The 18,359-nt window shown below is 34.5% G+C and carries 27 protein-coding genes; 6 read left to right on the top strand and 21 right to left on the bottom strand.

Translation table 11 applies throughout. From position 1 onward, the window contains the following. Positions 1-60 precede the first annotated feature (60 nt). The 9 genes from ACJROP_RS06895 to rnc all read right to left on the bottom strand — a co-directional run bounded on the left by ACJROP_RS06895 (position 61) and on the right by rnc (position 7,221). Positions 61-978: an ABC transporter ATP-binding protein gene (locus ACJROP_RS06895; protein ID WP_406534743.1), complete on the bottom strand. Its 918-nt coding sequence runs from the start codon at positions 976-978 to the stop codon at positions 61-63. Positions 979-1,033: 55 nt separating this feature from the next. Further along, positions 1,034-1,753 carry a hypothetical protein gene (locus ACJROP_RS06900; protein ID WP_406534744.1) on the bottom strand — a complete coding sequence of 240 codons (720 nt, stop codon included), beginning with the start codon at positions 1,751-1,753 and terminating at the stop codon, positions 1,034-1,036. A gap of 22 nt (positions 1,754-1,775) precedes the next feature. Continuing rightward, entirely contained in the window at positions 1,776-2,612 is an 837-nt protein-coding gene (locus tag ACJROP_RS06905; RefSeq protein ID WP_406534745.1) for a DUF4013 domain-containing protein, read from the bottom strand. Positions 2,613-2,621: 9 nt separating this feature from the next. Then, positions 2,622-3,353, bottom strand: coding sequence for a DUF4013 domain-containing protein (locus ACJROP_RS06910; protein ID WP_406534746.1), 732 nt, complete (start codon positions 3,351-3,353; stop codon positions 2,622-2,624). 11 nt (positions 3,354-3,364) lie between these two features. Continuing rightward, entirely contained in the window at positions 3,365-3,601 is a 237-nt protein-coding gene (locus tag ACJROP_RS06915) for a helix-turn-helix transcriptional regulator (RefSeq protein ID WP_406534747.1), read from the bottom strand. Between the two features lie 439 nt (positions 3,602-4,040). Further along, the gene (locus ACJROP_RS06920) at positions 4,041-4,355 is read right to left on the bottom strand and encodes an AzlD domain-containing protein (RefSeq protein WP_406534748.1); all 315 of its coding nucleotides are present in this window, start codon (positions 4,353-4,355) and stop codon (positions 4,041-4,043) included. Further along, positions 4,355-5,065 carry an AzlC family ABC transporter permease gene (locus ACJROP_RS06925; protein ID WP_406534778.1) on the bottom strand — a complete coding sequence of 237 codons (711 nt, stop codon included), beginning with the start codon at positions 5,063-5,065 and terminating at the stop codon, positions 4,355-4,357. Before ACJROP_RS06925 ends, ACJROP_RS06920 begins: the two co-directional genes overlap by 1 nt. A gap of 17 nt (positions 5,066-5,082) precedes the next feature. Continuing rightward, complete coding sequence (locus tag ACJROP_RS06930) at positions 5,083-6,549, bottom strand: homoserine O-acetyltransferase (RefSeq protein ID WP_406534749.1); 1,467 nt, start codon at positions 6,547-6,549, stop codon at positions 5,083-5,085. Next, positions 6,550-7,221, bottom strand: coding sequence for a ribonuclease III (gene rnc, locus ACJROP_RS06935; protein WP_406534750.1), 672 nt, complete (start codon positions 7,219-7,221; stop codon positions 6,550-6,552). It abuts the gene before it with no gap. Positions 7,222-7,396: 175 nt separating this feature from the next. On the opposite strand from rnc, the gene ACJROP_RS06940 reads away from it, so the two are divergent. Beyond that, positions 7,397-7,732: a hypothetical protein gene (locus ACJROP_RS06940; protein WP_406534751.1), complete on the top strand. Its 336-nt coding sequence runs from the start codon at positions 7,397-7,399 to the stop codon at positions 7,730-7,732. Between the two features lie 13 nt (positions 7,733-7,745). Here ACJROP_RS06940 and ACJROP_RS06945 read toward each other — a convergent pair whose 3' ends face one another. From ACJROP_RS06945 to ACJROP_RS06960, 4 genes are all read right to left on the bottom strand, one after another. Continuing rightward, positions 7,746-8,132 carry a hypothetical protein gene (locus tag ACJROP_RS06945; protein ID WP_406534752.1) on the bottom strand — a complete coding sequence of 129 codons (387 nt, stop codon included), beginning with the start codon at positions 8,130-8,132 and terminating at the stop codon, positions 7,746-7,748. Between the two features lie 7 nt (positions 8,133-8,139). Beyond that, entirely contained in the window at positions 8,140-8,550 is a 411-nt protein-coding gene (locus tag ACJROP_RS06950) for a hypothetical protein (RefSeq protein WP_406534753.1), read from the bottom strand. A 153-nt stretch (positions 8,551-8,703) separates the two neighbouring features. Further along, the gene (locus ACJROP_RS06955; protein ID WP_067042784.1) at positions 8,704-8,892 is read right to left on the bottom strand and encodes a 50S ribosomal protein L37e; all 189 of its coding nucleotides are present in this window, start codon (positions 8,890-8,892) and stop codon (positions 8,704-8,706) included. 57 nt (positions 8,893-8,949) lie between these two features. Then, complete coding sequence (locus ACJROP_RS06960; RefSeq protein ID WP_116591755.1) at positions 8,950-9,180, bottom strand: LSm family protein; 231 nt, start codon at positions 9,178-9,180, stop codon at positions 8,950-8,952. 300 nt (positions 9,181-9,480) lie between these two features. On the opposite strand from ACJROP_RS06960, the gene ACJROP_RS06965 reads away from it, so the two are divergent. From ACJROP_RS06965 to arfB, 3 genes are read left to right on the top strand one after another with little or no spacing between them, the layout of a single operon-like run. Continuing rightward, on the top strand, positions 9,481-9,987 hold the full coding sequence (locus tag ACJROP_RS06965) for a type II toxin-antitoxin system antitoxin SocA domain-containing protein (RefSeq protein WP_406534754.1): 507 nt from the start codon (positions 9,481-9,483) through the stop codon (positions 9,985-9,987). A 54-nt stretch (positions 9,988-10,041) separates the two neighbouring features. Continuing rightward, positions 10,042-10,524, top strand: a complete 483-nt coding sequence (locus tag ACJROP_RS06970; RefSeq protein ID WP_406534755.1) for an RNA-binding protein — start codon at positions 10,042-10,044, stop codon at positions 10,522-10,524. 9 nt (positions 10,525-10,533) lie between these two features. Further along, positions 10,534-11,226 (top strand): 2-amino-5-formylamino-6-ribosylaminopyrimidin-4(3H)-one 5'-monophosphate deformylase, encoded by a 693-nt coding sequence (arfB, locus tag ACJROP_RS06975; RefSeq protein WP_406534756.1) that lies wholly within the window; start codon positions 10,534-10,536, stop codon positions 11,224-11,226. Between the two features lie 11 nt (positions 11,227-11,237). Here the strand turns inward: arfB and ACJROP_RS06980 are convergent, their stop codons facing one another. After that, positions 11,238-11,669, bottom strand: coding sequence for a hypothetical protein (locus ACJROP_RS06980; RefSeq protein WP_406534757.1), 432 nt, complete (start codon positions 11,667-11,669; stop codon positions 11,238-11,240). A gap of 66 nt (positions 11,670-11,735) precedes the next feature. Here ACJROP_RS06980 and ACJROP_RS06985 point away from each other — a divergent pair, with 66 nt between their 5' ends. Then, on the top strand, positions 11,736-12,335 hold the full coding sequence (locus tag ACJROP_RS06985; RefSeq protein ID WP_406534758.1) for a YigZ family protein: 600 nt from the start codon (positions 11,736-11,738) through the stop codon (positions 12,333-12,335). Between the two features lie 14 nt (positions 12,336-12,349). Here the strand turns inward: ACJROP_RS06985 and ACJROP_RS06990 are convergent, their stop codons facing one another. The 6 genes from ACJROP_RS06990 to ACJROP_RS07015 all read right to left on the bottom strand — a co-directional run bounded on the left by ACJROP_RS06990 (position 12,350) and on the right by ACJROP_RS07015 (position 15,396). Continuing rightward, positions 12,350-12,460, bottom strand: a complete 111-nt coding sequence (locus tag ACJROP_RS06990; RefSeq protein WP_406534759.1) for a rubredoxin-like domain-containing protein — start codon at positions 12,458-12,460, stop codon at positions 12,350-12,352. 9 nt (positions 12,461-12,469) lie between these two features. Then, positions 12,470-12,589 (bottom strand): rubredoxin, encoded by a 120-nt coding sequence (locus ACJROP_RS06995; protein ID WP_292750918.1) that lies wholly within the window; start codon positions 12,587-12,589, stop codon positions 12,470-12,472. 79 nt (positions 12,590-12,668) lie between these two features. After that, positions 12,669-12,830 carry a rubredoxin gene (locus ACJROP_RS07000; protein ID WP_406534760.1) on the bottom strand — a complete coding sequence of 54 codons (162 nt, stop codon included), beginning with the start codon at positions 12,828-12,830 and terminating at the stop codon, positions 12,669-12,671. A 19-nt stretch (positions 12,831-12,849) separates the two neighbouring features. Next, entirely contained in the window at positions 12,850-13,455 is a 606-nt protein-coding gene (locus ACJROP_RS07005) for an acyltransferase (RefSeq protein WP_406534779.1), read from the bottom strand. A gap of 366 nt (positions 13,456-13,821) precedes the next feature. After that, positions 13,822-14,451, bottom strand: coding sequence for a zinc-ribbon domain-containing protein (locus tag ACJROP_RS07010; RefSeq protein ID WP_406534761.1), 630 nt, complete (start codon positions 14,449-14,451; stop codon positions 13,822-13,824). A gap of 87 nt (positions 14,452-14,538) precedes the next feature. Further along, positions 14,539-15,396: a DUF1002 domain-containing protein gene (locus ACJROP_RS07015; protein ID WP_406534762.1), complete on the bottom strand. Its 858-nt coding sequence runs from the start codon at positions 15,394-15,396 to the stop codon at positions 14,539-14,541. A 266-nt stretch (positions 15,397-15,662) separates the two neighbouring features. Between ACJROP_RS07015 and ACJROP_RS07020 the strand changes: the two genes are divergently transcribed. Then, on the top strand, positions 15,663-16,463 hold the full coding sequence (locus tag ACJROP_RS07020) for a DUF169 domain-containing protein (RefSeq protein WP_406534763.1): 801 nt from the start codon (positions 15,663-15,665) through the stop codon (positions 16,461-16,463). A gap of 104 nt (positions 16,464-16,567) precedes the next feature. Here ACJROP_RS07020 and ACJROP_RS07025 read toward each other — a convergent pair whose 3' ends face one another. Next, entirely contained in the window at positions 16,568-18,358 is a 1,791-nt protein-coding gene (locus ACJROP_RS07025) for an ABC transporter ATP-binding protein (RefSeq protein WP_406534764.1), read from the bottom strand. Position 18,359 lies beyond the last annotated feature (1 nt).

An 18,359-nucleotide genomic window follows, 5' to 3' on the forward strand; every position in this document is an offset into this window, starting at 1 on the left:
GATATTTGATCTTTTGAGCTTTAAAAATTCCATCTGAAGAAAAGTTAACATTAAATCACCTTAAGTATTATCTATAATTCGTGTAAAAAAGTCCTCTAAATTCTCTTCGCATAAGTTGACCTTTTTCACATCAATTCCCGCATTGACAAACAATGCATTGAACTTATCCCTTAACTCTAAATTAGAATACAAACGAATAATATTTCCATCTTTTGTAAAACCAGAATTTTCCTTAAGTTCCAATTTTCCAAGAATCCTGCAGGCCAAATCAACATCTGACACTTCAAATTCTACAAACTTATTCAGTTTATTGTTCAAATCTTCCCTTGTCATTTCATCAATTAGAACGCCGTTATCCATAAATCCGATGACATCTGCAATATTTTCTATTTCGCTTAGAATATGGCTTGAAATCAAGATGGTTATTCCAAATTCATGGGATAATCTTTTAAGCAATGTTCTGATTTCCTTTATTCCAAAAGGATCAAGGCCGTTGATGGGCTCATCCAAAATCAGCAATTCAGGATTGTGCATAATGGCTGCTGCAATTCCCAGACGCTGCTTCATTCCTAATGAAAATTCCTTATATTTCTTTGATTTTGCATTTTCAAGATTGACCATTTCCAAAACCAATCTTATATTGACTGGATTGTAATTTCCCCTTAGTTTGGAGATAATCTTTAAATTTTCATATGCAGTCAGGTTCTCATAAAACCCTGGAGTTTCAATGATGGAACCCACATTGGAATATACTTCATTTGAGTGTTCTCTTGGATCTTTTCCAAAAAGAAGTACTTCACCGCTGCTCGGATACACAAGATTTAGAAGCATGCACATTGTAGTGGTCTTGCCAGCCCCATTCTTTCCCAAAAGACCATAGATTTTTCCCTTTTCAACATGCATGTTTACAGAATCCACAACCTTATTTTTGGAATATATTTTTGACAAGTTGTTTGTTTCGATGACGTAGTCTGCCATGATAAAAAACCTCCTAAAAAATTAAAAAATATAAATTAGAATAAAAAGTTTTATTCTAATTAAAAGACACTGTTTCGGCCATTACCTTCAGCAATTCCAAATTGTTTCCAGATATGACAATAACTTTGTCATTATCCTGATTTTTCAAATAGATTGAATAATCAGAATTTTCAATTTCTGAATTCACATCAACATCATTGGAAACATTGACAGTTTCATTGCCTGAGGAATTACCGCTTGAAACGCTTACTCCCTCAGTGGTGATGGATACGTTTTCACCATCTGCATCAGAAACTTCCAAACCCTTATCAGATAATGAAACTGAATTTCCATCTGCAGAAAGATTTAGATCTTTATCAGATGAAAAGAAATCATCGACCATGTTAAAGAAGCTGTCAAGATCATTTGCAAAATCAAAATCAACGAAATTTTGATTATTTTCTAATACTACATATTTGTCAGTTTCCTCAACTTTTTTCCCGTCTCTTTCCAAATCTTCAATGAATCCATCTATCTCGTTTTTGTTAGCTGAAGAATCCTTAAAGTAAATTATGGAATCCACATCGCCGGAATTGTTTCCTGAATTTTCAAAAATTGCCAAATCCATATCGCCAAGTGCGATATTTACACTTTCATCGAAATTTGCGCCTGGAATAACGTCAATTCCAAAATTATCGTTATCAATGCCCTTCACCAAATCAACTGCACTTGCAGTTGAAATTACCATAGTGATAGCCAATAAAGCTAAAAGAATGCCTAATATTTTTGAATTCAAAATAACACCCCTATTAATTTAATTATTTTATTGATTCCCGGTATATTGATCCGCAGACCCTATTGTAGAATATTGCTCCATAAGAGTCTATGAACAATCCTTCGATTATTGCAATGAAATATGCTATGATTAAAGCCTGATTGGATATTGTTGCAGCAAATATTGCACTTACAAAGCTTAATACGAAGCTTACGGCGACCATAATAATCATGTATACGATGAGTGTAAAGATGATTATGCCTATGTATTTTCCCCATCCAAGATTAGAGATATTGCCGATGATTTCATGCATGTCAAATGCTTTTTTAATGCTGTCGTGTGCGACCATATTGTTTAATGCCATAACCAGGAGGAAATATGCAATTATGAATAAGAATACTGAAATCAGGACAACAATAGGCAATACTGATGAATCGCCCACCAATGATATTCCACCTACCAATACAATGACAGGAATGATATTATATGCCACAATTACAAGGAAATATTTGATTCCTTTGATAAACAATCCTAATATGTCACTGAATCCCGGAAGATCTTCTTTTTTATCGATTGAGAATTTTACGATATCATATTGATATCCAAATATAAACAATGAGATAATAAAGCTAACAATAGTCAAACCGGCTACAAGATTAATATCACCGGCAGGCAATTGTGCAAATGACAGATGTGACGCTGTAATATTATATTGTTCGACCGTGTGCACGGTAGTCCTGAAAATGTCAAATGATTTGACACTGATAAATGTTGACAATGCACTTAATAATGCAAATAGAACACCGAATCCTAAAAGCTTTTTAAGGTCATTGAAAGGATATTTCAATCCTTCAACGACACAATCAGTTATGCTTGCCATATAATCACCTTATAGTTGCATTGAGTATAACAGTCCAATGGATCTTGCATTGAATATGCTTAAGTAAGGTCCTACAATGAACATTGTTACTAATGAATTAATCAATATTCCTAAAGCAAATACACCACTTGCATCAACGCCTAAGGCAAATCCAGAAATGCCGAATACAGTAAATATTGCATAGATGATTGCAGTTACAACAACTGATATGACCAATGTTATTATAATTAGGCCCAAATAAGTTGCAATGCAGTTAAACCAACCGATTTCATCTATTGCCTCTTTGATTTCCCTTAATGCAAACGCTTTGGAAAATGAACCGTCATTGTGTGCCATATGACAGATTGCCATTTGCTCCATCAAGCATGCAACTATAAGCAGTGCAAAAGTTATTAAGCATCCGATAATCATTATGGCAGTGGATGCAACCCCTTCAACGGCACTTGCAATGATTGCAAATATTAAAAATACCAATACCGGAACGATAACGTATGCGAATTGGACTATCACAACCTTTACTCCATCCACAAACATGTCAATGAGGTCTTCGAAATCAGGCAATGGATCCCTTCCATTGATAATTCCGTGAACCGCTGTATTGATAACTCTGTAATTATAACCTGTAAGTAAGAACACAGGCAACAATAAAAAACTAAATAGGCAAATTACACCTAATATCACTAATGTTTTCCAGTCTTTAGCTGAATATTCTAGTGCATCTTTATATATATCCAAAATCATTTTTTTAACTCCTAATAGTAATCATCATCAAAGATGAATATTTCTTCCATAACGAAATATTTTTCCCGATCACCTTTGAACAACATTTTATTGAAGACTTGGGTTATTTCATATGCTAAAAATAAAGATGGGTTATACCTACCATTTTCCAGCGCATTAATGGTTTGACGGGTAACTCCAACCTTATCCCCAAGTTCTTTTTGGCTCATTTTGAGCTCTTGTCTTAAATATTTAATCATGGTTCTCATAATATCCCCATAAATAATGTTGAATTTTGCAAAATTATTTAAGTACTGAAGTAATTATGTTAAAATCTAATTACTTATGTTAATGTTACATTACATAGTATATAAACTTTACGGTAATAAATAAATTTGATTAAATTAGTTTAAATAACAAAATAAAGATTTTTAATGATTAATTTATATTTAACAACTTATTTTAATATTTGAATATTAATTATAATGATAATTTAATTGTTAGATAAAATATAAAAAGATATAATTGCTTTTTTAATGAAAAAATAAAAAACGAAACATTTATATATTAGGTAAGACATCTTTAACATATGTAACATAACTATAACAGTTTGTGTTACAAAAAATAGTTCCAAGCAGAGAAAAATTATACTCATGCAATTATCAACCCTTTTTTCCTCCAATGTCTGCTTGGGCTAAAACACTAATTTTAAAAAAACGGAACAACTGAATAAACACTAATCAAAACAATAACTGTTATAATTACAATAGCGCCCATAGGCACTTTTTTCCAAGCAAGACCTGCGGCTACAATAGCTCCAATTAAACCAATATACCATAATTGACCATCCACCGTTAAAACGCCAGGACATATTAAAGCTGCAAGAGCTGTGTATGGAATCAAATTCAAGAATTTTTCAAATTTAGGACTGAAATTTAACTTATCAATGAATAATGCAGGGATTAATCTAGGGACAAAAGTTACAATTGCACAGCCTAAAATCACCATATTGACATAATCCATTAGGCATCACCTGCAAGCACATATTCATCATCAACAAGATACATTCCAATCAAGGCACCAATAAGAGTTGATGCTATTAAAGACCAATTTCCCAAGAATTGTCCTAAAACAATATTTAAAATAGCAGTTATCAAAACTAGAAGAGCAATCTGTTTGTTTTCCTTAATTGCGGGTGTTAAAATAGCTACAAATAACGCATAAAGAGAAATGTTAAAGCTATTTGTTACAATAACCGGAAGCAGGTCCAGTAAAAACACGCCGATTCCCGCTCCTAAACACCAACTCAACCATGCAGTTATTGCAATTCCAAGATATATCCAAATTGATGATTCTTCTGAAAGTGAAAACATTGCAAATGATTCATCAACAGTAACATGAGCCGCCAATATATTTAAAGGAGTATTTGAATCTTCAATCTGATTTAAAACACATGTTGACATTACAAAATACCTTAAATTAACAACAAAATTAGTTAAAATAATTGCCATTGCAGTTGCACCACTTAACACCATTGATGCCGCAATAATTTGTCCTGCTCCAGCATAAACTAAAAAGGACATTGAAATTGTCTGAAGTGGAGTCATTCCTGCTTTTATTGCAATTGCGGCATACCCAATTCCCATCGGAACATAACCGAAAGTAATCGGAATACCCTTTTTAGCACCTTCAATGAACTTAGATTTACGAGAAATAGTAACGACTCCAAAAATTAAAAAAGAGAAGTAATTTAACTGAGTAAATTACTTATTTGGTCTGTTGTAATAAGACCAAGGACTTTCATGTCTTCATCAACAACCGGAAGACATGATATATCAGATTTACGCATTTTACGGGCAATCTCATCAATCGGATCATCGGCATGACAATATTTAACTGTTTTTGTCATTATGTCTTTTAGCTGATTAGAACCAGTAGCAATTGATTTTGATAAATCCCAACTTGTAACAATTCCAATTAGCTTATAATCATCTGTTACAACTGGAATATGAGTTACATGCTTATCCAACATTAGTTTTGCTGCTTCAGTAACATCAGCAGTTTCTTTAATTGTAGCTATTTCTTCCATCATCAAGTCTTCAACAACATTATCAGACAGGAAGTTAGCAAAAATGTAATTAAGCTGGCCTTTTTCAAGAAGAAATGCATCATGACCATAATTGGATTTTATCTCTGAAAATGACACTTCAACATCGTTAGCGTTAAGAGCTGTGACAATCTCGGTACTTTGTTCTGTTGGATATAACCAATCTGAATCCACAGATATCACTTCAATTTTAGCCTCCACATCCTTTAAACCATCAATTAAAGAGCCATTAACTGATAAATCAAATAAATCTACAGCCTTTGTAATGTATAAATAACTGTTAGCATCAAAACGTTTTACAAATGTTTCTCCTTGATGCTTTAGGTAACTTTCAACTTGGAAGTCCAATGTAAAATCATAACTGATTTCATCCTTATCCTGAAGACCACGTCCAAATTTAATGTCCATTGATTCATCGCTTAGATAAGTAATGTGGGCAATCATACGGGCTAAGGACAATCCATTTCTTGGAATTTTACCGGTTTCATAATAATTTCCCCCATTCCAATTAGGATCTGAAAAGATTGATTGGCGACCGACTGCATTAAATGCAATCTGTTGAGGATAAGACATTGCAGCAGTTGCTATTGGAATTGCCTTTTTCATCATTTTAGGGTATGATACCATCCATTCAAGAACCTGCATTCCACCCATTGATCCTCCAATGACAGCATATAATTGGCTGATTTCAAAGTATTCAACCAACTTCTTTTGAACCTTAACCATGTCGCTAATTGTAATTACCGGAAAATCAAGACCATATTCCTTGTCTGTTTTCGGATTAATGGAACTAGGTCCGGTTGTTCCTTTACAACCCCCTAATACATTAGAACAAATTATGAAATATCTCTCAGTGTCAAGTGCTTTGCCCGGACCAATTACTATCTCCCACCATCCGGGTTTCTTATCTCCTTCATGCCATCCTGCCGCATGAGCATCACCAGTTAAAGCATGACAGACTAAAATGGCATTTGATTTCTCTTTGTTGAGTTCTCCATAAGTTTCATAAGCGACAGTGACCCCCTCAAGAGTCTGTCCACTATCTAACACAATCTGTTCTGAGATATTAAGAGATTTGGTTTCAACAATACCTACAGATTCTTTATTCATTTAAAACACCTTAATATTTAGTTTTTCCATAGCCACTTTAGCAGCTGCTTGTTCTGCTTCTTTTTTATTCTTTCCTTTTCCAATGCCCATTTCCACACCATCAATCAGAATAGATATGATGAATGTCTTATCATGTGGCACGCCGTATTCTTCCAAAACTTCATATGAAATATCCAATTCTTTTGCATCGCCATATTCCTTCATTGCGGATTTATAATCTGCAAAGAATATCTTATTTTCATCAATGTATTTAAAAATTATTTTAGATACAAAATCTTTTGCAAAATCCATTCCCTGATCCAGGAATATTGCACCTAGGAATGACTCAAAAATATCTGCCGTAATTGACAATATTTCATTTTTAGTCAGATTCGATTCATCAGCCGCTACCCTAAGATATTCTTGAAGTCCCAATTCATGAGAATAATAAATTAATGCAGATTGGCAAACATAATTCGCCCTTAATTTTGTTAATTTACCTTCTTCATAATGAGGATATTTTTCATATAAATATTCAGATACAATCACACTTAAAACTGAGTCGCCTAAAAACTCCAATCTTTCGTAATTGTAATCCAAGTCCTCATAAGTTGAATAGGAACCATGTGTAAATGCTATTTCATATAAATGTTCGTTTTCAGTTTTTATATTAAATTTTTCAAATAAATTCATAAGTAAAGCCCGAGATAGATTAAATAATATATTATTACTTTTGGAATTTTACTTATATATAACTAATTATATCTCCATGTATATAACTATTGTTATATATTTCTTTTCAAATGCTCTCTCGCCTTTTGTTTATAAACTGCTTCAATCAAACTAAAACTAAAAAGGATTTGGTAATATGATTATAAATTGGCAAGAAGAAATAACAAAAATCGATCCAGACATAAAATTCAGAGCACAAGGCGGATGGCTAAAAACAGTAGTGAAACTGGACAAAAGCGTTAAAAACGGGTACTCCCTTGTTGGAGATTTTGTTCATGCAGGAAACTTTGAAGAAAACTATGATGAAGGAATCTATCTCGACTGCAATAAGGAAGGCAGCGCCAAAAAGCCACAGCAAGACTACAGACTGTTCCGATTTAGAGACGGTAAAGTAAGATTGCTGGATATGGTAATTGACGGAGCCCAAGGCTGGGCAGTTGATTTATGGGAAGCAGTTGAAGATGAACTTTAAGAAAAATGATTAATCATTGATTCAGTTTTCTTGGTCTGAATTTCGAAAATCCGGTAATCTGAACATTCTCTCTTGAATCCAAGCAAGTTGGCTCCTGAAGAAGAATAATCTTGTGGTCCAGGTTTTGAGGGAGACTTTTCCCCTTACCATCCACTATTCCTCTAAAGCTTACAGTAAAATCACCAGTTCCACCGATATCCATATTGAATTTTTCAGAAGAAATCACTTCCTCGAAAAAAACCTCTAAATCCATTATTTCAAAAACCGGCGCAACATAGCTTACCGCCATCAGACCATTTTCATTTTCCCTTATTTTAACCATTCTTTGATCCAATCTTATGGACTCGTTTGTCTTTTTACGGGTTATTGTAATATAATTTGAAAATTGAGAATCGAACATTCAATCACTATCCAATGTGGCAAAACTCACAGCACGCACATGTTGGTGCAAAGTAGGAATCTTCAGGCTCCACAATAGCTTTTTGTGCAAACAGGGTAATATTGAACTTCGGTTCATATTCCTTGCTTACTTCTTTTGTCATTGGGGACAATCCCCTGTAATACACCGGCCTATAGCCTGTTTGTGAAATATTAAAATAGAATTTTTCACCGGTTGTGAATTTATTGAAATATTCCTCAAGTGCCAATGCCTGTTTTGGAGGTATTGAAAATGTAAAACCCATTGTATCGTCACTTCTCTGCCGGATTCCAGCATTAGTGATGTCAACAGCCAATATGTCATCATTTCCTCTTACAAAAACGACACAGTTTTCCAAATCCACATCATATTCACGAGCGATGTCAGCTAAATCAGTCATATAAACCCCTCTTTTAATTAATAACTAAATCTAGTATAACCATGATTGTTAAAATACTTATCTAAAAAAAGCCGTTAAATTATTATCTTGAAGTTTGTGAAAAAAAGTAGTTTGAAGAAGATTAATTAAATAATCTTCATAAAATAAACCAGCCTATACTAGTCTTTGCCTAGTAGTTGGTTTTTTATTTTGCCAGCTGTATCTCCTTAATTTTTTAGATTTACCAAATCCACAGGAAGCACAGACTTTTTTACGAATATGGTAAGTGTTTCTACCACATCTTCTACATCTGATATGGGTCTTTTTATTCTTTTTACCCATTGATGGAGTTCCCTTTGACATTGATACACCTCCTTAATTGTCCTAAGAATATAATCTCTAATAATTATGAAATAATATTTATGGTGAGATATAAACAATATTGTCTCCTCTAATGAGAACAACACCGAGTCTTCTAGTGACTTCTCCGTCTTGTAACTCTTCTGCATCGTTAAGAACTAAGTTCATGTGTAAATCGAAGCTCTTAAGTATACCTCTAAATTCACGATCTCCTTTGAGTTTGATTAAAACTGGAGAGTCTACTGATTTTCCTAATGCGTCAAGTGGCCTTTGAACATTTTGTCCGCTCATTATATCACCTTATATTATCATAAATTTTAGTTTTTTAATATGAATAGAGTAAAGCACTCATTATTAGACATAATATAATCAAGTTAAGATAAGACAAAACCTAATTAAAACTAATACTATTAATTATAACTAACCTACTATATAAATGTTACTTTATTTTAAGCAAAAAGAATGAAAAAATAACAACAATACTAATTATTAACACTGCTACTATTTAAATTATTTTTCAAATGCTCTCGCACTTCAATTATAACTCAAAATAACCAAAAGTATACACACCCAACCATCACAGGCACGACCATGAAATTCAATCGAGACAAATATATTGACCTGATTCTGTACATATTATCCCAATCCTACGATAAACGGCATTTTGGAAAAACTGTCCTTTGCAGCTTATTGTACTTCATTGATTTTAATTACTATGAACTTTACGGGCAGCTGCTTACAAAAGAGACATATATCAAATCAAAAAGGGGAATAGAGCCAAAACATTTTAGGGAGATTACAGAAGAATTAATAGCCAATAAACAGCTCTTCTTAAGAAAAGAACCTTATTATCACAGAACAATCCACAAATACTACCCAACCATAATTCCGACACTCAAATTCAGTGCAGAAGAACTTGAAATCATTGATTTTTCAATCAGGCAATTAAGTGACAACAATGCAAGCGCAATGATTAAATATGCAAAAAAAGATCCTCCCATAATAATAGCGGATTTTGGCGAGAATATTGACTGCAGATATGTATTTTCGAGAAACGATGAATATTCTGCAAGAAAAATTAAATTAATAAATAAATAGATTTATTTATTCATAAAATAAAATATTAATCATTAAAATATATCTGGTATTAACATGGCAATAAAAGTTAAAAAAAGAAATTTCCTGAAAAAAAAGAAAATAAAAGAAATCAAAGAGGAATTAGGTGAATACGGCAATTTACTTCAAGGAAAGAAAAATATAGAAATTCTTGAGGCAGAACCTAATTCATTTATTCTGGTGGACGGCGAACCATACATCATATTGATTGATGAAAAGCCATTCCCAACACTCAAAGCGGCACTTGCCAATGAAATCGATGCAAAAACAGTGACAGTAGACATGGGAGCTATCAGATTCGTAAGCAACGGTGCTGACATAATGAGTCCCGGAATCGTAGCTGCAAGCGAAGGCGTAGAGCCTGGAGACATTGTCCTAATCATAGATGAAACTCATGGAAAACCGCTTGCTATTGGAGTAAGCCTAATCAGCGGTGAAGAAATGGTTGAAAATGACTCCGGAAAGGCAGTATCAACAAAACACTATGTCGGTGACGATATCTGGAACTTCGAACTATAAGGTGATTATATGGCTGAATTAAGATACAGAGCAGGTAAAATCAGAGACCCTGGCGTTCACAAAATCGGCATAATAGCTCTCGGATCACACTTGGAAAACCACGGTCCTGCACTTCCAATTGACACTGACGCCAAAATTGCAGCATATATTGCATTTAACGCATCTCTTAAAACCGGAGCCAAATTTTTAGGAATAATCTTTCCAGCTTACGAACTGGACACTATTGACCATGGAGTGCACGTTTCCCTTGATGTTTTAAAGGATAACGTGATCAATACTCTCAATTCCGCTAAAGAATTCTTGGATATAGAAAAAGTTGTTATTGTTAATGCTCATGGAGGAAACATTCCTCTCGTTACAGAATTGTGGGAAATTGAAGACAAAACCGAATTGGCCATCGTATTCAACAATAAGGTAATCACATCAGAAGGTCCTCATGGCGGAAGCGGCGAGCTGTCAATGGCTAAGGTTTTAGGCATCATTGACGAAAACGAAGTTGAAAACCAAGCCAACGTTAGAGAATATGAAGAGGTTGGCCTATATGGATTTAAGCAAGCCCGTCTGGATGACCCTAACATTGAAGAAGGTGCAATAGACGTTGAAGAAAACGGCGTTTATGTGGATGAAGAATACGGAGAAAGACTGTTTACTTTAGCAATCAACTCCGTAATACTTGATGTCGAAAAGCTATTGGACTTTTAAAAAATAAAAATTTAATATTCATCGGTTGTAGTTTCAACATATGAATAAGAATTACTTGAAGTAGAAGTAGTGGTCTCAGTATATGTTTCTACATCGGAACTCTCTGATGAAGAGCTAGAACCTGAATCAGAAGAAGAACTTTGGCTTCCAGAATCACTAGTGTCTGATGATGAATCTGTTGTAGTTTCCACATCAGAATCATCGGAAGATGAATAATCTTGGTTATACTGGTTGTAATCATCGGAATACTGATTACCATAGCTTTCCCCACTGTCTCCAGTCCCATCAGTAATGGCTGAAAGATTATCTAAAATTCCCCCACTATCGCTTTCATTAGGTAAAATTGATATTGGACCTGTCATGGATGCAAAAACGCATGCCAAACAGAAAGCAATTATTGCCACTATGAAAATTACTAAAACTGTAGCGGATCTACTTGACAAATTTACCACCTTATAAAATTAATTAACATTAATATGTCTACACTAATATAAAAAGATATTGATACAATGAAAACTATTAAAAAAGCAACTCAAAGCGAAATAAATGTCAAAAAATCTCAGTTTATCTGTTCCTTATTTCCAACCAGCACAAAAGCGGAATCAAAAGAGATAATTAGAAAAATAAATGAACAGTACTCTGATGCAACACATAACTGTACCGCATATATCGTAAGTGATGGGGAAGGCTTTGACGATGACGGCGAACCTGGCGGAACTGCAGGCAAACCCATGATAAACGTCTTGAGGAAAAACGAACTTCACAATGTCACCGCAGTCGTTACAAGATACTTCGGAGGAATCAAACTTGGGGCCGGAGGCCTTGTAAGGGCATATTCAAAATCAGTTATGGAAGCTATCGGTGAAGCTGAAATACTTGAAATTGAAGAATATGACGTTTATGAAATCATCTTTGAATACTCTGAAATCAAAATTGCTGACGGGGAAGTCAGAAACAACAATCTGGAAGTCATTGACAAGCAATACACCGATAAGGTCAGCTATGACATTGTATCAAAAGACGGTAGGGATATTTTAAAAATATTTGAAAAATACTCCGGAAAAATCAGTGTTGGTTTTAAAAATAAACAGTTTTTGGAAAAAAATTAAAAAAAAGAAGAAGATTATGCTTCTTCAAAGTTTGCAGCAGGTACGCCGCAAACAGGGCATGTGAAATCTTCTGGTAATTCGTCTTCTTCTAGAACGTATCCGCATACTTTACAGACATAAGCCATTTAAAGCACCTATTCCACTTTTTCGAACATGTCAGCGGTTGCGCCGCACATAGGACATTTAAAGTCTTCAGGTAATTCTTCAAATTCTTCAGTTGTGTATCCGCAAAGTTTACATTTGAATTTTGCCATGTTTAACAATCTCCTTTAAAAGTTGTATTAAATTATATAATTTAATTAATATTATTTTACGTTTTTGTAATATATAAAATTATTCTAATTTTTCAAACATTGCCTTAGGCATACGGCATTTAGGGCATTTGAAGGAAGATGGCAACTCATCGAATTTGGTTCCATTTGGAATATTCAAGCCTTCTTCGTAGTTATCTTCATCGATAGTGTATCCACAAATCTTACATTTATATAAAGCCATAATATAATCTCCTTAGAAATTAGAATCTGTTAGGAACTTTCAAATGATCCGGAAGCGGCTTGATACGTGCAGGTGTTCCGATAGCCAAATAAAATGGCGGAACTGAATGTATTACAATAGCTCCGGCAGCAACGATGGAACCCTCTCCAATTTCAACATTGGACAGGAATGTTGTGTTACCTCCAATGGAAGCTCCACGCCTTATCCTAGGTCCTTGAAGTTCATAATTGATCCTTACAGGATATTTGTCATTTGTAAAACAAGCACAAGGTCCGATAAATACATTATCTTCAATTACAGAATTGGTTGGAATATATACGTTAGACTGGATGCTGACATCATTTCCGATGATTACATCCCCTTCGATAACGGTATTGGTGCCTATTAAAACATCATCACCGATGTTGGTATTTTCTCTTATGACAACATTGTGCCCGGTTCTGAAATTGTCTCCAATGACTACATCATTATAGATAATTGAGTTTGATCTGATGGTGTAGTTCTTACCGATTACAGGAGGTTTTGAATTTGGAGCATATTCAACACCGAACTGGATGTTCTGGTCAGCAGGGAATTCTAATTCTGGTTTTGATAAGTCAGGTTGGATAGATTCTCTTTCAATCATTGGTTTTTCAAAGACAATTTCTGTTGGTTCCTCCATTGGAGGCTGCCTGTAGAAATTATCTTCAGGATAGATTGGTTTTTGCTGGTAAACTTGCCTTGGAGGTTGAGAATAGAATCTGTCATCTCTTGCCATCTGAACTACACGAGGAGGTTTTTGTTCACTTATACGATAAGGATTGTCCTTGAGTTGTTCGTACGGTTTTTCTCTGTTTTTTGATTGCCCATCTCCAAGAGTCTGTGAAAATCTAACCATATTATCAAACCTGCGTTTAATTTAATTGAATCTATTAATGATTTAATGTATGTTTTTAAATAGTATATATACTAAATGGTTAATTTTTGTAAATTAATCAAAAAAAGAAAAAAATTAGATATTTTTCTTTAAAAAATATCCCAGATAAATTCCTAAATAAGATGCAACAGGAATTAATAGAATTAATATAAATATCTTAAGATATCCGCTTAAATCAATTGATGGAGTATAACTTGAAGCAGTTGATTGGGATGCACCAGTATAAGAAGAACTGGAATCACCAAATGGCAAAACTGAACTTAACATACCTATAATTCCCATTAAGAATGTGAATATAAAACCTATTATGCATAAAACAACAGAGTATATGCTTGCCATGTGCACTAAAAAATTAGGAAGCACATATGATTGATCTTTGCAACCGAAGTATCCTACAAACACACCAGCAAAGAATACTGAAAATGCTATTGTCAATAGGAGATATGTCAAAAAGTCTATTGAACCATTAGCCATTACTGAAGCCCATATTATTGAACCAACGAACAAGAATATTCCAAAGATTATAAATGAGAATACAATAATTGGAAAGCTTGTTTTCTGTGTTAGATTATCGAAAAATCCGAGCGGAGTATTTTTTTGCTCAAATGAAACATTATTTCGCAAATCATAACCGCATTCGCTACAAAATTCATTATCACTATCAAGTTCACTTCCACAATTAGGACAATGTCTTAGATTAGTCATTGAAAACCTCCTTGTTATTAATTTATTAGTAAATTAATAAAAAGTTTGTGTTAAATAACTAATTAAAATAAAAAAAAGAAAGGGGATTTAAATCCCACTTAAAAAGGATTTAATCCAATCGAATATTCCGTCAAGAGAAAAGCCGCTAGCTGAAGTATCTCCTAGAATGTCGCTTACTTGATTTTTGTAGTAGTTCACATCCCCTTGAACGTTTTGCACTTGTTCAATTGTATCGGCAAGGTTTTCAATATCATAGTTTGTTATATTGATGTTGTTGTTTTCAACATAGTTGTTGATGATATTGACGATTGTGTCGTGATCTGTAATGTTATCACTTGAAACTTGCTCTTTTACCTCATCCACCAATTGAGATAGCTCTTCAGGGCTTACGTCTGAATTGTCAACTATTTCTGCTTCAGTATATATTTCATCGCTTGCAGCCTCTTTTACGCTGTCTGGAATTTCAACATCAGTTACTTCTTCATAAGAGTTCATTATGCCTGCAAGGGCAGATTCACCTGTCGCTTGGACAGGACTTGTTACATAAACGTGACCTTTGGTAATTCCGGCTGATTTCAAAGCTGAAATGTACATGTCACCGGTTATTGTAGTAATCTTTGATTTGTCAACGCTCACTTTCAAATCAGCATTATCATTCAAATCTACAAGTGCTGAGGACAATATTTGATTTGAATTGTAATATTTTCCTGTAATTCCACCTGATATTTGATTTACTTGATCTGCTGTAATTGTTTTTACACCAACATTATTTACATCAACGTTTGCCTGGTTGACAAAGAAATTGTCAACAAAAGATTTGTAGTCAGAATTTGCATAGGTTGTTTCACCATAAGTTATTACAACATTGGAATCAGTTGAAAATCCTGCTGGGATCAGCATGCCAACAAGGATTAACGCTAATACTAGTATAGTAATCTTACGCATTTTTATCACCTCTTTTGAATTCCTATCTTAAATTTGCAGAAGTAGTATATAAATGTTGTAGTTTTTTGAAATCTTTTAGTAGATTTAAAGATATAAAATAATCTGTAAAAAATATACAATGATATAAGATGATAATCTAAAAATTGTTCAATCGTTCGAAATTTCAAAATTAAGAAAGAATCATGTAATAAATTCCTAACAATCCGGAACTTTTTCAAAATCAATATTAATTCTAAACTACAAATCTGTTATCAGAGGTAGTTAATATGCAAAGCAACATAGTAACAGAAATGGATTTCAGATTTCCACCGATTGTACTGATTAAAAGTAACACCAAACCGGAAGATGCAATAGGACCTAAAGAAGGAAAGGGCGGATGTGTAATGAGTTTTATTGCACAGACAATAGCCAAAAGAAAAGTCAGCTGCTTTGGCCGTGAAAACATTACCTGCGGAGGGCTTGCTACAGGTTTTGGCTGGGGAGATGGATTTAAGGATGAGGATGCACTTGATTTTCAGGCAACATTCCTGTCCTGCGGCGTTGAATCCGCACCCGACCGTGAGGAATACGAAACCAGATTAGGCTACATGAAAAAGCACACTGCTGAAATGTTCAGGGAAGGAGAAAGGATATTCACTGACTTTGAAACCGCCAAAGAAAATATCAAAAACCGCCCGATTTATGATACTGAGGATTATGTTATATTCAAAGGCCTTGAAGATTTGAAAGAAGGTGAAATTCCACAATCTGTCATTTTTACTGTTAATCCTGTTGAATTGACTGCACTAATCCAAATCAATACATCATTCAGGACAGAAGGAGCATATCTTTTAACTCCACAGGCATCATCATGTCAGGCAATCGGTAGCTTTACATTCAAGCAAGCTGAAAGCGATGATCCAAAGCCGATTTTAAGTCCAATTGACTTTGCAGGCAAAAGAAAAACAAAACACTTCATCCCAAATGAATACATGCACTTGTCAATGCCTTGGAAGTTATTTTTAAAATTGGAAGAAGTCAGCAAAAAAAGCGTTCTTCAAACTGAATTGTGGCAAAAATATAAATGACTCCTGTTCGCCGGTTGGAAGCAATTCCAACAGGTTTTTCTATTTTTATTTGCTAATCATTAATTTTACCCATTCCTGAAGTATTCATAGAACAACTGATTTTTTTATTCATATGAAACCCTTCTATTCTGACTGTTCAGGGTATTGTAATAGTATCCTTTCTGTTCCAGCAGTTCCTCATGAGTGCCTTGCTCAATAATGCGTCCATCATCAATTACGATTATTTTATCTGCATCCCTGACGGTTGAAAGCCTATGGGCTATGATGAAGCTGGTCCTGTCTTTCATTAGTCTGTCCATGGCTTTTTGAATTAGCTTTTCGGTTCTTGTATCGACTGATGAAGTGGCCTCATCAAGAATCAGTATCTGCTTGTTTGAAAGGATTGTTCTTGCAATTGTCAAAAGCTGCTTTTGACCATGGGAAATGTTGTCTGCATCCTCATTCAGCATCATTTGGTATCCTTCAGGGCTTTGCATGATGAAATTGTCTGCATGCGCTTCTTTTGAAGCCGCTATAACTTCCTCATCACTGGCATCCAGTTTTCCATAGCGGATATTGTTGAAGATGGTGTCATTGAACAGCCATGTATCCTGAAGCACCATGCCTACAAGAGACCTGACGCTGTGCTTGTCATATTTGTTGATGTTTACACCATCGATTTTTATTTCACCACTATTCAAGTCATAAAACCTCATTAGCAATTTTACGATAGTTGTTTTGCCCGCTCCGGTTTCGCCTACAATTGCTATCTTTTCACCTTTTTTGACTTTAAATGACAGATTCTTTATAATAAGTTCATCTTCATTGTAGCCAAAGTTAACATTTTCAAAGCTGATTTCTTCATTTATTTCCTTGATCTGCTCCTCGGATGGATTTTCCTCAACATTTATTTCCAGAAACTCGAATATCCTCTCGCTTGCAGCCATTGCAGTTTGTATCATGTTCATTATTCTAGTTATCTGTTCGATTGGGGTTGTGAAGTTTTTGGAGTATTGGATAAATGCCAAAATGTCACCGACACTTATTGCATTTTGAAGTACAAGCACCGCTCCAAGAACTGATATGATTACATATTGCAGATTGGAAATGAAATGGACAAAAGGACCTGACAGGCTTGAAAAGAACTTGGATTTCCATTCCTGTTCATACCAGTTCTCATTTTCCTCTTCAAAAATACTCATGGATTCCTCTTCTTGGTTGAAGGAACGGATGATTTCATGGCCTGTAAATGACTCTTCAATTTGCCCGTTCAGCCTGCCTCTGTATTCCAATTGTTTGAGATAGTAATCCTGTGAGAATTTGGTAATCTTCATTATGATGAAAAAGGCAATCGGGACCAATACTATTGTAGTGAGTGTCAGCCATATGTTAATGGACAGCATCATTACTGTAACGCCGACTATTGTAACGACACCGGTCAGCAGCTGGTTGAATGTCTGTACGATACCTGACTGCAATGAGTCCACATCATTTGTGATTCTTGACAATATGTCTCCTCTGGTATTCTTGTCCAAATCGGCCATTGCCAGATGAGTAATCTTTTCAATCAAATCCTTTCTCAGGTTATAGCTTATGTCTGTTGTTATGTCAAGCAGCAGATAGCTTTGAAGATATGAGAAAACCGCGCTTACGACATATAGGATTACGACTGTGGTGAGCAGACTGATTATATATTCCAGGTTCATGTTTCCGGAGTTTATGCCATCAAATATTGCGGTTGTTGCAAAACCTATTAAAAGAGGGCTTATTACCGAAAATACTGTTGATATGATTCCGCAAATAACTGTTAAGCTTAATTTAAACTTATATCCAACCAGGAGACTGAGTATGTTTTTTATAGACTGCCTGGTATCTGCCGGTTTTTCAGGAGGTGCTCTTCTTGGTTTTCTTGCCATA

Source organism: Methanobrevibacter sp., assembly GCF_045220775.1.
Classification (GTDB): domain Archaea; phylum Methanobacteriota; class Methanobacteria; order Methanobacteriales; family Methanobacteriaceae; genus Methanocatella.

Excerpts from the sequence above, each read along its gene's own strand:
- ACJROP_RS06995 (WP_292750918.1), bottom strand. The coding sequence starts at position 12,589 with ATGGCAAAATTCAAATGTAAACTTTGCGGATACACAACTGAAGAATTT.
- ACJROP_RS06960 (WP_116591755.1), bottom strand. The coding sequence starts at position 9,180 with ATGAGCGGACAAAATGTTCAAAGGCCACTTGACGCATTAGGAAAATCA.
- ACJROP_RS06955 (WP_067042784.1), bottom strand. The coding sequence starts at position 8,892 with ATGTCAAAGGGAACTCCATCAATGGGTAAAAAGAATAAAAAGACCCAT.
- arfB (WP_406534756.1), top strand. The coding sequence starts at position 10,534 with ATGGCTGAATTAAGATACAGAGCAGGTAAAATCAGAGACCCTGGCGTT.
- ACJROP_RS06930 (WP_406534749.1), bottom strand. The coding sequence starts at position 6,549 with ATGAATAAAGAATCTGTAGGTATTGTTGAAACCAAATCTCTTAATATC.
- ACJROP_RS06940 (WP_406534751.1), top strand. The coding sequence starts at position 7,397 with ATGATTATAAATTGGCAAGAAGAAATAACAAAAATCGATCCAGACATA.
- ACJROP_RS06990 (WP_406534759.1), bottom strand. The coding sequence starts at position 12,460 with ATGGCTTATGTCTGTAAAGTATGCGGATACGTTCTAGAAGAAGACGAA.
- ACJROP_RS06950 (WP_406534753.1), bottom strand. The coding sequence starts at position 8,550 with ATGACTGATTTAGCTGACATCGCTCGTGAATATGATGTGGATTTGGAA.
- ACJROP_RS06945 (WP_406534752.1), bottom strand. The coding sequence starts at position 8,132 with ATGTTCGATTCTCAATTTTCAAATTATATTACAATAACCCGTAAAAAG.
- rnc (WP_406534750.1), bottom strand. The coding sequence starts at position 7,221 with ATGAATTTATTTGAAAAATTTAATATAAAAACTGAAAACGAACATTTA.
- ACJROP_RS06910 (WP_406534746.1), bottom strand. The coding sequence starts at position 3,353 with ATGATTTTGGATATATATAAAGATGCACTAGAATATTCAGCTAAAGAC.
- ACJROP_RS07020 (WP_406534763.1), top strand. The coding sequence starts at position 15,663 with ATGCAAAGCAACATAGTAACAGAAATGGATTTCAGATTTCCACCGATT.
- ACJROP_RS06970 (WP_406534755.1), top strand. The coding sequence starts at position 10,042 with ATGGCAATAAAAGTTAAAAAAAGAAATTTCCTGAAAAAAAAGAAAATA.
- ACJROP_RS07015 (WP_406534762.1), bottom strand. The coding sequence starts at position 15,396 with ATGCGTAAGATTACTATACTAGTATTAGCGTTAATCCTTGTTGGCATG.
- ACJROP_RS07000 (WP_406534760.1), bottom strand. The coding sequence starts at position 12,830 with ATGGCTTTATATAAATGTAAGATTTGTGGATACACTATCGATGAAGAT.
- ACJROP_RS06915 (WP_406534747.1), bottom strand. The coding sequence starts at position 3,601 with ATGAGAACCATGATTAAATATTTAAGACAAGAGCTCAAAATGAGCCAA.
- ACJROP_RS06965 (WP_406534754.1), top strand. The coding sequence starts at position 9,481 with ATGAAATTCAATCGAGACAAATATATTGACCTGATTCTGTACATATTA.
- ACJROP_RS07005 (WP_406534779.1), bottom strand. The coding sequence starts at position 13,455 with ATGATTGAAAGAGAATCTATCCAACCTGACTTATCAAAACCAGAATTA.
- ACJROP_RS07010 (WP_406534761.1), bottom strand. The coding sequence starts at position 14,451 with ATGACTAATCTAAGACATTGTCCTAATTGTGGAAGTGAACTTGATAGT.
- ACJROP_RS06895 (WP_406534743.1), bottom strand. The coding sequence starts at position 978 with ATGGCAGACTACGTCATCGAAACAAACAACTTGTCAAAAATATATTCC.
- ACJROP_RS07025 (WP_406534764.1), bottom strand. The coding sequence starts at position 18,358 with ATGGCAAGAAAACCAAGAAGAGCACCTCCTGAAAAACCGGCAGATACC.
- ACJROP_RS06920 (WP_406534748.1), bottom strand. The coding sequence starts at position 4,355 with ATGGATTATGTCAATATGGTGATTTTAGGCTGTGCAATTGTAACTTTT.
- ACJROP_RS06985 (WP_406534758.1), top strand. The coding sequence starts at position 11,736 with ATGAAAACTATTAAAAAAGCAACTCAAAGCGAAATAAATGTCAAAAAA.
- ACJROP_RS06905 (WP_406534745.1), bottom strand. The coding sequence starts at position 2,612 with ATGGCAAGCATAACTGATTGTGTCGTTGAAGGATTGAAATATCCTTTC.